Origin of the sequence: Luteibacter sp. UNCMF331Sha3.1, assembly GCF_900109915.1 — a bacterium.
GTDB lineage: Bacteria > Pseudomonadota > Gammaproteobacteria > Xanthomonadales > Rhodanobacteraceae > Luteibacter.
This window is the reverse complement of sequence record NZ_FOBU01000002.1, coordinates 582840-595575: the sequence shown is the minus strand read 5'-3', so window position 1 is coordinate 595575 and position 12736 is coordinate 582840. Positions and strand designations below refer to the sequence as shown.

At 66.9% G+C, this 12736-nt stretch carries 10 protein-coding genes; 3 read left to right on the top strand and 7 right to left on the bottom strand.

Annotation, left to right across the window (positions count from 1 at the left end; genetic code table 11):
* Window positions 1-87 precede the first annotated feature (87 nt).
* The 5 genes from BMX32_RS10990 to grxD all read right to left on the bottom strand — a co-directional run bounded on the left by BMX32_RS10990 (window position 88) and on the right by grxD (window position 7599).
* On the bottom strand, window positions 88-3468 hold the full coding sequence (locus tag BMX32_RS10990; RefSeq protein ID WP_089978722.1) for a TonB-dependent receptor: 3381 nt from the start codon (window positions 3466-3468) through the stop codon (window positions 88-90).
* Between the two features lie 432 nt (window positions 3469-3900).
* Complete coding sequence (locus BMX32_RS10985) at window positions 3901-5607, bottom strand: bifunctional ornithine lipid synthase OlsF (RefSeq protein WP_089978717.1); 1707 nt, start codon at window positions 5605-5607, stop codon at window positions 3901-3903.
* Window positions 5608-5826: 219 nt separating this feature from the next.
* The gene (locus tag BMX32_RS10980) at window positions 5827-6423 is read right to left on the bottom strand and encodes a YhgN family NAAT transporter (RefSeq protein ID WP_089980215.1); all 597 of its coding nucleotides are present in this window, start codon (window positions 6421-6423) and stop codon (window positions 5827-5829) included.
* Between the two features lie 82 nt (window positions 6424-6505).
* Complete coding sequence (locus BMX32_RS10975; protein WP_089978711.1) at window positions 6506-7279, bottom strand: SDR family NAD(P)-dependent oxidoreductase; 774 nt, start codon at window positions 7277-7279, stop codon at window positions 6506-6508.
* Window positions 7276-7599, bottom strand: coding sequence for a Grx4 family monothiol glutaredoxin (gene grxD, locus BMX32_RS10970; RefSeq protein WP_089978707.1), 324 nt, complete (start codon window positions 7597-7599; stop codon window positions 7276-7278). The genes BMX32_RS10975 and grxD overlap by 4 nt, the downstream gene beginning before the upstream one ends.
* Window positions 7600-7706: 107 nt before the next feature.
* Between grxD and BMX32_RS10965 the strand changes: the two genes are divergently transcribed.
* Window positions 7707-8288: a Fe-Mn family superoxide dismutase gene (locus BMX32_RS10965; RefSeq protein WP_089978703.1), complete on the top strand. Its 582-nt coding sequence runs from the start codon at window positions 7707-7709 to the stop codon at window positions 8286-8288.
* Between the two features lie 50 nt (window positions 8289-8338).
* On the opposite strand, the gene BMX32_RS10960 is transcribed toward BMX32_RS10965, so the two are convergent.
* Window positions 8339-9493 carry a 5-(carboxyamino)imidazole ribonucleotide synthase gene (locus BMX32_RS10960; RefSeq protein WP_280140833.1) on the bottom strand — a complete coding sequence of 385 codons (1155 nt, stop codon included), beginning with the start codon at window positions 9491-9493 and terminating at the stop codon, window positions 8339-8341.
* Window positions 9490-10005 (bottom strand): 5-(carboxyamino)imidazole ribonucleotide mutase, encoded by a 516-nt coding sequence (gene purE / locus BMX32_RS10955; RefSeq protein WP_089978698.1) that lies wholly within the window; start codon window positions 10003-10005, stop codon window positions 9490-9492. The genes BMX32_RS10960 and purE overlap by 4 nt, the downstream gene beginning before the upstream one ends.
* 74 nt (window positions 10006-10079) lie before the next feature.
* Here purE and BMX32_RS10950 point away from each other — a divergent pair, with 74 nt between their 5' ends.
* A complete protein-coding gene (locus tag BMX32_RS10950; protein ID WP_089978692.1) occupies window positions 10080-10361 on the top strand; it encodes a Trm112 family protein in 282 nt (93 codons plus the stop codon).
* Window positions 10362-10447: 86 nt separating this feature from the next.
* Window positions 10448-12709, top strand: coding sequence for a DUF1631 domain-containing protein (locus BMX32_RS10945; RefSeq protein ID WP_089978688.1), 2262 nt, complete (start codon window positions 10448-10450; stop codon window positions 12707-12709).
* Window positions 12710-12736 lie beyond the last annotated feature (27 nt).

Genomic DNA, 12736 nt, shown 5'->3' with positions numbered 1-12736 from the left:
GAGGCGGGAGCCAGCCTGCCGGCTCCCGCCAAAAAAGAACGGCACCCGTCGAGGGTGCCGTTCTCGTATCGCAGCGAATCCTTCGCTTTAGAACGTGTAACGGACCGTCAGCATCGCCGACCAGCGGGAGACCGGATTGACCTTGGTCGCGCTGTTGTCGGTCGGGGCATCGTAGATCGCCTTCTGGCCCGGCTGGTAGTTGCCGTTCGCGTCGGTCGGCAGGTTGTAGATGTACTTGCCCGTCGCCGGATCCACGCCACCGAAGTTGGCGAGGTTGCGGGTGTACGGGAAGCCGATGTACGACTGCTGGCCCCAGTCCTTGTTCACGAGGTTCAGGAAGTTGTAGATGTCGAGACGGATCTCGCCCTTGTTGCCCTTGAAGATGCCCGGGATTTCCTGGCTCAGGCTCAGGTCGATCTGGTTGACCCAGGCCGAGGTGGCGCCGTTGCGACGAGCGACTTCGCCCTGCTTCTTGCGCAGGTAGTCGTCACCCTGGATGTAACCGTAGAACTGGTCGACCAGCGCCTGCGATGCCGCGGCCGAGCCGTTGGCGTTGCGGAAGATGGTGCCGTCGCCGCGGGTCGGGATGTAGGCAAGGTCCTTCGAATAGCTGTCGCCATTCGAGTCGTTGCCGAAGATCCAGCTGTACGGCACGCCGCTGTGGCCGTCGTAGAACGCGCTGACCGTCGTGGCGTAGTCGCCGAAGAAGTTGTGCTGCCACGTCAGCGACGCGTTGAGGCGCTTCGCGATATTGGTGTTCGACGTGGAGGCGACGTCTTCGTTCGGGTTGTACCACGCGCTGTTCGAGTAGTTCGACGTTGCCTGGCTCGAGGTGCCCGGGTTCACTTCCGACGCGTGACCGCCGGTCGCCGCGATGCTCCATGCCCAGCCATCGGCCATCGGCTTCGAGAACGACAGCGTGACCGTGTCCGAACCGCCCTTCTTCGTGTTCGTCAGGTAGGTGACACCCTGAGCGAAGCGGCCGTTCTGGCGGAAGCGGGCGTTGGCGCCGCCGGTGTTCGCACCGTTGAGGTTGTTCACGCCGTTGCTGACGGCCGCGCAGTTCGTGGCCGCCGGACCATTGAGCGGCTTCGAACCGCCGATGCAGCCGGCGTAGGTGAAGCGGCCGTCCGGCATGATGCCGGTCGGGGCACCGAGGTTCAGGTTCTGGTACAGGATGCCGTCCTGCACTTCGATGTGCTGCCACTCGATGGTGCCGATGATGCCCTGCCACGGCAGCTCACGATCGAACGCGAGCGAGGACTTCCAGACGCTCGGCAGCTTGAAGTTCTTGTCGACGGTGTCGACGGCCTGCTGCGGAACGACGCCCGGGCCGCTGGTCGGCTGCTTGAACGGATCGGCGCTGAACTGCGGGCACGGAATGTTCTTCTGCGTGCCGAGGGTGCACAGGCCGTTCGCGCCGCGATCGTACGAGTACGTGACGATGTTGATACCGTTGTTCTGGTAAGGGTTCGTCATCCACACGGTCGGCGGATCGGACTGGAACAGGCCAACGCCACCGCGCAGCTGCGTCTTGTACTCGCTGTCGAAGGTGTAGTTGAACGAGAAGCGCGGCTCGACGAGCTTGCTGCCGTTGATGGTGTTCGCGTTGCTGAACCCGTACGTGCGCGCGAAGTCGGCGTTGTAGAGCGGCTTGTCGTCGGTCAGGTACCGGTTGACGCGGAAACCGAACTGCACCGACAGGTTCTCGGTCGGCTGCCAGGTGTCCTGCAGGAAGAACGTGTGACGACGCAGTTCCCACTGGGCGGCGATGTCGTTGAGCGAGTAGCCCGGCGCCGGCTGGTACAGCGAGTAGTTGCTGTAGAGGCCGTTGGCGATGTTGTTCGCGCCGTTGTTGCCGAACGTGTACGCGCCGAATTCGGTACGACCGAACAGGTTGTAGATGCGGTTCCGCTCCCACTCGAAACCACCCTTGATGGTGTGGTCGTCGAGGTACAGGGTGCCGGCCCACATCGCGTTCAGGCTCTTCACCGACGCCGAGTTGTAGTGGCTGAACTGGTCTTCGCCGAGGTTCACCGTCGGACCGGTCGCTGCCGTGCCGAAGTTCGTGTTGTTCACACGCACGGTGATCTGCGGCTGCTGCGTGTCGACCGAGCGGTTCAGCTGATAATCGCTGTAACCGACCTTGGCTTCCGACGAGAAGTTGTCGGACCAGTCGTCGAACGACTGCAGGGTGTAGTTCTTGATGTCGGTGTTGACGGTGTACCAGTAGCTGGACAGGCCGATCGAGTTGACACCGTTACCCTGCGGATTGGGCTTGGTTTCCTTGGTACGCGAGTACGCAAGGTTCATGCGGTGGCCGTCGGTGATGTTCCAGTCGATCTTCGCGATGTAACGCTTGTCGACCAGCGTGCCGGCGTTGGCGGCCGTGGTACCCGGGGTCAGGCCCAGCGCGTTCGCACCGTTGATGATCTTCTGCAGATCGGCCGGCGACACCTTGTTGAGCGTCGAGTTGGCGAGCGTCGGATCGAGGCCGTTGACGGCGCCCGAGCTCAGGCCCGTGACTTCTTCCTTCTCGTAACCGGCGAAGAAGAACAGCTTGTCCTTGATGATCGGACCGCCGACCGTCGCGCCGGCCTTCCAGTTACGGTCGAACTCGGTGTAGTCGCGGTTGTTGTCGAGCCAGCCGGCCTTGCCGACCATGCTGCTGGCGTTCTTGAAGCCGTAGTAGGCCGAACCGTGGAATTCGTTCGTGCCCGACTTGGTGACGGCGTTGATTTCCGCGCCGACCGTGTCGGAGCCGACGTCGTAGTTGGCCGTCGAGATGTTGAACGAGTCGATCGTGTCGAGCGAGACCGGCGAGCCGACCGTCGGCATGCCCGTCGAGTTCAGGCCGAACGGGTCGCCCACGCCCAGGCCGTCGACCTTGATGTTGTTGAGGCGGGTGTTCTGGCCGTTGGCCGAGATCGCGCCGGTGCCATGGTCGACGTTGACGCGCGGATCGCGGCGTGCAATGTCGGCGATGTTGCCGCTGGGCGACGGCGCGGCCTTCAGCTCGGCCTGCGAGATGTTGGTGCCGAGGCCCTTGTTCTCGGAGGTGAACTGACCCGAGACGGCGGAAACCGTGACCGCGCCGAGCGCGGTGGCATCGGCGGCGTTGGCGGCGGCGCCGGCCGAGAGGTTCACGGCGGTATCCGCGCCCAGCTGCAGGTACACGTTGTCCTGGCGGGCGGACGGCGTGCCGTCCTTGGTGGCGGTGACGTCGAACGGACCGCCGACGCGCAGACCCTGCGCGGAATAGCGACCCGCGGCGTCCGTCGTGGTCGTCTTCGTGGTGCCGGAAGGCTCGTGCACGATGGTGACGGTGGCGTTGCTCACCGGCTGGCCGCTGGCGTCGAGGACGCGGCCGCTGATGGTGGAGGACGTCTCCTGCGCGAACGCAGCAGGTGCCGCGAGAAGCGAGGCGATCGCGAGCGGCAGAAGTTTGGCGCGGATTCGGCTATTCATCTAATGGTCGACCCTGTGACTGCAACGAAAAATTTTCTGGCCGCACGAACGGCTGCCTGACCGATGGCCGGGCTCGCGATTCGCGTGGACTTCCCCAACGTCTGGCTGTGTCGTCTCTATGTGAACCCGGTCACGTACTCGGACGCGGTGGCGACAGTTGTTAAGCCAACTTTAACGGCATTGTATGACAGATTTGTAACGTTTTCACGCCGGTTTGATAAATACCACTTTTTCCTAGGCGCTCGACATCAGTTCATAGGTGAATGATTTCTATGACAATCTACTGGCGAATGTCATCATGGCGGTAACAGCCGCCTTCTCTTATGACAGGGATTCGGTGCGCGCCCCTCTGAGGAGCCCGGGTGGGAGCCAGCCTGCTGGCGATGGGTGCCCGCGAGAAGCACCCATCGCGGGCTGGCTCCTACGGCACGCTCAGGGCTTGCCGAGGTAGCGCGAGCGCTTGGCCGGCTTCAGCGACGCCAGGTCGAGCATCACGAGGCCATCGACGCAGCCGGAGAAGTCCGGGTCTTCGCCGAAAGCCAGGAACTGGACGCCTTCCGGCTCCACGAGATCGACGTACTGGCGGTAGAGCACCGGCAGCGTGACGCCGAGCGCGTCGAGGCGATGCTTGAGCAGGCCGAGGCCCGCCGCGGGATCGAGGCCGGCGAGCTCGTTGCGTACGGACTCGATGGTCGATTCCGGAATGACGAATGGCTGCCGTGCCGCCGCGAGGCCCTGCACGCCGAAGAAATGCTGGTGCGCCGCGGCGATCCACTCGCGGGCTTCGCGGGGCATGCTGACCGACATGCTTACCGGCCCGAACAGGTAGCGCAGGTCGCGATGACGCTGGAGATACAGGCCGATGCCCTGCCAGAGCTGGTCGAGCGCGCGCGAGCGCCAGTACGCCGGTGCGATGAAGCTGCGGCCGAGTTCGAGACCCTGGGCGAGGCGCGATTCCAGCGCCGGTGAATAATCGAACAGGCTCGACGTGTAGAGCGACGACATGCCGTGTTCGGCGATCAGGCGTCCGCCGTGACCGAAACGGTACGCGCCGACGATACGCAGCGCCTTCGCGTCCCACAGCACGAGGTGCTCGTAGTGCGGATCGTAGGCATCGAGGTCGCGGCGCTTGCCGGTGCCCTCTCCCACGCGACGGAACGTGAGCTCGCGCAGGCGGCCGATCTCGCGCAGCGCGTAGCTGTCGTTCGACCCCTGCAGGAGAAGCATCTTCTTGCCGTCCGGCAACTCGCCGAGGAGCTCGGCCTTGTCCAGTTCGGCGGCGACGCGCTCGACGGGCTCGGGATGCGCCAGCGGCGTCTGACCGCCGAAGACGAGTCCACGTTGGCGCGCGACACGGTACACGTGGCGGCGCATGAGTTTCGCGGCCTTCTCGGACGAACCGTCGCTGGCCTGCCTGAGCTCGTCGGCGTCCACCAGTTTGCCGATGCGGAAGCTCACGCGCTGCTTGCCCGACGTGGCCTCGCGCGGAAGCATCGCCGTGCTGAGCGGCTTGGCCAGCATCGACAGGCCGTAGAACGCGACGGAATTGCGTGCCGCGATGTGCACGGGCAGCACCGGCACGCCGGAGCGCAGGGCCAGACGCGCGAAGCCGTCCGACCACTTGCCGTCGCGCACGCCGCCGGGCCTCATCCGCGAGACTTCGCCGGCGGGGAACATGATGATGACTTCGCCGGCTTCCAGCGCGCGGAACACGCCGCGCATCTTCGACGAGGCGCCCTTGCCGAAGACGTCGACCTTGAGAAGCAACGGCCCGAGCTGCGGCACGGCGGAAAGCACCTCGTTGCCGAGGATGCGGACGTCGCGGCGGACGGAGCCGATGAGCTGGACCAGCGCGATCGCGTCGACCATGCCCAGCGGATGGTTGGCGACGACGATCAGCGGGCCCTCGACGGGGATGTTCTCGCGCTCGCGTTCGGTGACGCGGCAGCTGACGCCGAGGTAATCGAGTGTCTTCTCGCAGAAATCGAAGCCCAGCGCGTTGCCCGCGTGGTCGAGCGTGCGGTTGAAGCGGTCTTCGTGCGCGAGGCTTTCCAGCATGCCGACGAGCGGCTTGCGCAGGAGCGGATGCTGCGCGAGCCAGGGTATGCGTTCCAGCAGTGTCTGATCGATGCTCAGCATGTCTTGGGCTCCCTGTGACGACGAACGGTGGCTGCCGTGCCGGGCCGGGCGGAGACGTGTGTGCGCATAGTGCCTTCGAACATCCTGAAGTGCCCCACATGAGGCCTTTCGACCCATGCCCGGTGATAGGAGGTTCCTACCCTGCGTGCATGCTCGCGGGCAATTATGACAGCAACCCTACCGCCACGTATGTTCCTGCGGCAATCCCCGTCGCCGCGATCAGACCGCGATGTGCAGGTACGACGACAGGCCACCCAGGAACATCTGAACCGAAAGCGCGATCAGCAGCATGCCCATGAGCCGCTCGAGCGCCGTCAGCACGCTTTCGCCGAGCCAACGGAACAGGAAGGTCGAGCTGAGCAGGATGACCGACGTGGTCAGCCACGCGAGAAACAGAGCGATGCCCCACTCCGCCGTGCGACCCGGCTGCGAGTTGGTCAGCAGGAGCAGCGCCGCCATGGCGGACGGGCCGGCCACGCCGGGGATCGCCATCGGCACGATGAAGGGCTCGCCTTCGCCGGTCTTGCCGAAGACGCCGCCTTCGACGGGCGGAAACACCATGCGGATGCCGATCAGGAACAGCACGATGCCGCCGGCGATGCTCACCGACTCCTGCCGGAGCTGCAACACCTTGAGGATGTACTGGCCGCCGAGCAGGAAGGCCACCAGCACGCCGAGCGCGATGAGCAGCTCGCGGATCATCACCTTGCGCCGGCGCTGCGGCGGCACGTCCTTCAGCAGCGCGAGGAACAACGGGATATTGCCCAGCGGATCCATGATCAGGAACAGCAGGATGCCCGCGGACAACGTCGTCATCTGCGTTTCCATGGGTAGAACTCCTTCGTGCACTCACCCGCGTCGCGGGCCGTGCGGGTGGGTCAATGGGTGGGCGGGTGGGTCAATGGGTGGGGCGGATGTCGAGAACGGTACCGCGCGCTTCCGCGCCGGCCCCGGAGAGCAGGTAGACGATGGCGTCGGCCGACACGGCAGGCAGCGGACGATCGAGCGTGTTCTCGCCATAGTAGGCGGCGCGACGCAGCGCGGTGCGCATCGGCGGCGGCAGCAGCGCATGCACGCGCATCGCGCCCCGGCCATTCTCGGCGTGCAGCACGGCAGCCATCCGCTCCACGGCCGCCTTGGACACGCCATAGCCGCCCCAGTGCGCGCGCGAGGTCAGCTCGGGATCGTCGAGGACGAACACCACGGCGCTGTCGTCGGCCGTCGTCAGCAGCGGCATGCACGCCTGCGTGAGCGCGAACGGCGCGGAGACGTTGACCTGCATCGCGCGCAGCCAGTCGTCGGGCTTGTGCATCGCGATGGGCGTGAGCTCGTTGAAGTGCACAGCCGCGTGCACGATGCCGTCGAGGCGGCCGAACTCGCTCTCGATGCCTTCCGCCAGCGCCGCGTAGTCTGCAGGCGTGGCGCTCTCGAGATCGAGCGGATGGATCACCGGCTCGGCACCGCCGAGGGCGACGAGCTCGTCGTAGAACTTTTCCAGCGGACGCACCTTGCGACCCGTGATGACGACGGTGCCTCCGGCGCGCACGATGGCGCGCGCGGTATCGCCGCCCAGCCCGCCGGTGGCACCGGTGACGACAACCACGCGGCCGGCGAGCGCACCAGCCGGCGGCGCCCAGCCGCCGGGGAGTCGTGCGGACGGCAACGCGGTCACGATTCGGCCCCGGCCACTTCGGCGGCCATACGCTTCAGCTCGCCTGCTGCATGGAGGTCTTCGACGATGTCGCAGCCGCCGATGAACTCGCCGAGCAGGAACAGCTGCGGAAACGTCGGCCAGTTCGAATAATGAGGCAGGCCGGCACGGATACGCGGATCCGCCAGCACGTTGACCGGATGGAACGTCGCGCCGGCGGCCTGCAGGGCCTTAACCGCGCGGTCGGAGAAGCCACAGGTGGGATATTCCGGCGTGCCCTTCATGAAGAGCACGATCGGATGAGCCGCCACGATGGCCTTGATCTCGTCTACGACGTCCATAGGTCGGGTTTCATCATTAGAATGCGAGTAGTTGCATAGTGTAGCAGTGACGGCAGCGCGCCTCCCTGCCTGCGCCCTTCCCCCCAGCCACCGCTAAGGAGTCCCTCATGGCGTTCGAACTTCCGCCGCTCCCCTACGAAAAGAACGCGCTCGAGCCGCACATCTCGGCCGAGACCCTCGAGTTCCACTACGGCAAGCACCACCAGGCCTACGTCACGAACCTCAATAACCTGATCAAGGGAACGGAGTTCGAGGGCAAGTCGCTCGAAGACATCGTCAAGTCGTCGTCCGGTGGCATCTTCAACAACGCCGCCCAGGTCTGGAACCACACGTTCTACTGGCACTCCATGCGCCCGGCTTCCCAGCAGGCCGAGCCGCCGGCGAAGCTCGCCGACGCGCTGACCAAGGCCTTCGGCTCGGTCAACGCCTTCAAGGAGGAATTCACCAAGCAGGCCACCGGCAACTTCGGCTCGGGCTGGACCTGGCTGGTGCAGCGCACCGACGGCTCGCTGGCGATCGTGAACACCTCGAACGCCGCCACGCCGATCACCGGTGCCGACAAGCCGCTCTTCACGGCCGACGTGTGGGAACACGCGTACTACATCGACTACCGCAACGCCCGCCCGAAGTACCTCGAGAACTTCTGGAGCCTCGTGAACTGGGACTTCGCGGCGAAGAACCTGGCGTAACGCTCGCGTAAACTGGTGGGAGCCAGCCTGCTGGCTCCCACCAGAGCCGACTAGCTCAGGACATCGAGCGCCGGGGCGATCTGGTCTTCGCGACCGAGCCCCGCCGCGACCTCCGCCAGCCGGGTCCGCAGCGACCCCGCGTCCGGCGCGCAGATCGTGGCGTGGCCCACCTTGCGGCCCGGGCGGGCCTCCTTGCCGTAGTCGTGCCAGTGGCCATCGGCCACCGAGAGCACCGGCGCCGGGTCGGGCATCTCGCCGATCCAGTTGAGCATCGCGCTGCAGCCGCGCACGCCGGTATCGCCCAGCGGAAGGCCGAGCACGGCACGGACGTGGTTCTCGAACTGGCTGGTATGCGCACCCTCGATGGTCCAGTGACCCGAGTTGTGGACGCGCGGCGCCATCTCGTTACCCAGCAGCTCGCCGCCCCGCACGAACAGCTCCAGTGCGAACACGCCGACGTAGTCGAGGCGTTCGGCGATGGCGCGCGCGTGGGCGACCGCAGCCTGCCCCAGTTCGTCGGACGTCCCGGGCGCGGGCGCCAGGCTCAGCGACAGCACGCCGTCGACATGCCAGTTGCGCGTGAGCGGCCAGGTGCGGAAATCGCCGTCCTTGCCACGCACGGCCACCACGGAAAGCTCGCGATCGAAGGGCACGAACGCCTCGAGGATCAGGCCGTGGCGCGCCGCGGCCTCGCCGAGGGCGCTCCATGCGGCGTCGATGTCGGCGGGGGTCTTCAGGCGGAACTGGCCCTTGCCGTCGTAGCCGAGGCGGCGCGTCTTCAGGATCGCCGGCAGGCCTATGGCGTCCACGGCGGCACGCAGGTCGTCGAGCGTGTCGACCGCCGCGAATTCCGGCGTGGACAGGCCCGATTCCCGGAACAGGGTCTTCTCGGCCATGCGGTCCTGCGCGATCGCCAGGGCACCCGGGTTCGGATGCACGGCGACCTGCCCGGCCAGTTGCCCGGCGGTGGTGGCGGGGACGTTCTCGAAATCGAAGGTGACCGCGTCGACGCGACCGGCCAGCGCGGCAAGCGCCGCGTCGTCGTCCCAGCCGGCGACGACCAGTTCGGTCACCTGCCCGGCGCAGGCGTCGGCCACGGGGTCGAGCGCGACCGCGCGGATACCCAGCGGCGCGGCCGCCAGGGCGAGCATGCGTGCCAGCTGGCCGCCGCCGAGGATGCCGACCGTGGGGAGCCGGCGGGTCACGAGCGCGGATCCGGGTTGTCGAGCACCGTGGTCGTCTGCTCGGCGCGGAAAGCGTCGAGCGCCGAGGCCACGGCGGGGTCGTGCAGGGCGAGCACCGATGCGGCCAGGAGCGCGGCGTTCGTGGCCCCGGCGCGGCCGATCGCGAGCGTGCCGACCGGGATGCCGGCCGGCATCTGTGCGATGGAGAGCAGCGAATCCATGCCGTTCAGGGCCTTGGACTGCACCGGCACGCCGAACACCGGCAGCGGCGTCTTGGCGGCGAGCATGCCGGGGAGGTGGGCGGCGCCGCCGGCACCGGCGACGATCACCTGGATGCCACGATCGCGCGCCTTGTCGGCGTAATCGAACAGAAGGTCGGGAGTGCGATGTGCCGAGACCACGCGGACCTCGTGCACGATGCCCATGCGCGTCAGCATCGCGGAGGCGTGCTCCATCGTTTCCCAGTCGGAACGCGAGCCCATCACCACGCCCACACGGGGCGCGCCCGCTTCGTTACCCTCGTTGGAAATCATGGCCGGAGCACCCAAAAGTCGCTATTGTAAAGGCATTCCCGTTTATCAGGTTGGCCGGTCGCGGCCGTTTCTCCATGGACAAGCGTCTCCTCGACATCCTCTGCTGCCCGGTCAGCAAGCGCCCCCTTCGCCCCCTCACGGCCGGCGAGCGCGAACAGCTCAACGCGGCCATCCGCGGCGGCACCCTGGCCACGGTCGCCGGCGAGAAAGTCGCCGAGGCGATCGCCGAGGGGCTCATCACGACGGACGGGCAGCTCGTCTACCGGGTGGAAGACGGCATCCCCGTCATGCTCCCCGAAGCGGGCATCGGCACGCAGCAGCTGGGTGGCTTCACGCCCGAAACGAATCGCGCATAAAATCCGTGACGCGAGTCACGCTATAAAACATTGGTTCCCGCACAATGGCGCCTCGGGCGGGGGCCAGATCAGATCCAGGATGTGCGATGAACAACGCAAGTGAGCCGTCGAACGTCGTCGACCTCAGTCAGCGCCTGGACCCGCGCAGCGAACGCGTGGGCGCGCTGCTGGTCACCGTGCGCGGCCTTGCCACCAAGCGGCTGCACGCGCTGGCATCGAACATGTTCGAGAACATCGACGACGCGCTGTTCGACCTCGCCGAAAAGGCCGAGAACAACGCGGCGCAGACGCAGTTCTTCGACGGCATGCGCGAGGTCCGCAAGAAGCGCGCGATCGTCGAGCGCACGTTCCTCGGCCAGGTGGCTCGCGATCTGGCCGATTTTTCGGCCGGCCGCACCCGCGCCCCGGACGCCGACGCCTCGGCCCGCCCGCTCGCCAACATCGAACTCAGCCTCGTCGGCGAGAACGAACTCGAGGAATCGCTCGCCATCACGAGCATGATCGGCAAGAACGAGCAGCGGCTCGCCCGTGCGCTCTTCGCCGTGAACCAGCGCCTGTCCGTCATCTGCGGCGGCTCGCGCATGGACGACGCCAGCAATCCCGTCGGTCCGGCGTCCCTCGCCAGCGCGTTCCGCCAGGCGATGCGCGAGCTGCTGGTGGAAGTGCGCGTCAAGCTGATCATCTACAAGCTCTTCGATCGCTACGTCCTTGCCGGCATCGACGAACTCTACGACGACATCAACAACGAACTCGCGGCCGCGGGCGTCCTTCCGCAGCTGCGCCACGAAGTGTCGACGCGGCGCAGCGACGCGCCCGCACCGATCGGCCCCGTGTCGACCGCACCCGCGCAGGCGACACCCGCCGCGCCGGTCACCGATGCGGCGGCCGCCGAGTTCATGTCGTCGCTGCATGCGCTGTTCTCGGCGCGTCGTGGCGATGTCGCCATGGCCGCCGGCACGGCGGGGCCGGTCGCTACCGGCCCATTGCCCAGCCCGGCGGAGCTCCTCGGCGCGCTCACGCTGCTGCAGAGCCAGATCGCCGTGCTGCCGACCAGCGCCGCGCCGCTCGCCACGCAGGCGGACGTCACGCGCGACGTCGCCCAGCTCAAGGATCAGCTGCTGACGCAGATCGGCCAGCTGCGTGGCCAGCAGACGGCGCACGTGTCGGGCATGGACGAGGACACCATCGACCTCGTGGGCATGCTCTTCGAATTCATCCTCGAAGACCACAACCTGCCGGCCGAGATGCAGGTGATGCTCGCGCGGCTGCAGATCCCGTACCTCAAGGTCGCCCTGCTCGACCGACGCATGTTCGCGCACAAGTCGCACCCGGCGCGCCAGCTGCTCGACGCGCTCGCCGACGCGGCCAAGGGCTGGTCGGCGGAAGCGGATCGCGATGGCCGTCTCTACGACAAGGTGAAGACGATCGTCGAACGGCTGCTGCACGACTTCGACGACGACCTCGGGATCTTCACGCGCCTCGCCACCGAACTGCAGGACTTCCTCGACATCAGCCGCAAGCGCGCCGAGCTCGCGGAACAGCGCGTCGCCGAATCGACGCGCGGTCGTGAAAAGCTCGACCAGGCACGCCGTCGTGCCGCGCAGGAGATCGTCGGCCGCATCGGCGGCGCCGCGCTGCCGCCGCTGATCTACGGCGTACTGACCCGCGCATGGGCCAATTACATCGTGCTCACCCTGCTCCGGCAGGGCGAGGAATCGCACGAGTTCCGCGATTCGCTGCGTTTCATCGACGACTTCATCGCGAGCGCGAAGCCGGTGCACGACGTCAACGGTCGTCGCGACCTTCGCGCCATGCTGCCGGGCGTCGAGCGCGCCCTGCGTCGTGGCCTCGCCGCCGTGGCCTTCCAGGAGGCCGATACCGAGCAGCTGCTCGGCCAGCTGCACGCGTTCTACCGCCAGCAGCTGGGCGAAGCGGCGCCGGAGACGGCGTCGGGCACCATCGTCGCCAGCGTCATGCCGTTGCCCGAGGCCATCCAGGCCATCGAGGAGCCCGTGGTCGCGCCGGAACCGGACGACGAGGAAGACGCCCTGCGCGACGAGGCCTTCGACGAGACCTTCCTCGCGCAGGCGCGTGAGCTGAAGGTCGGCCAGTGGCTGGAATTCGTCGCCGGCGACGGCACGACGGATCGCGCGAAGCTGTCGTGGGTCAGCCCGATCAGCGGCCGCTTCCTGTTCGTGAACCGCCGCGGCCTCAAGGTCGCCGACCACAGTCTCGCCGGCCTGGCACAGGCCTTCGCGGACGGTACCGCCCGCGTGCTGGACTCCACGCTGCTCTTCGACCGCGCGATGGACGCCATCGTCGAGAAGCTGCGTCAGCCGGAAGGCTGAGCCCGCACCCGCTCTGGTGAGAGTCCT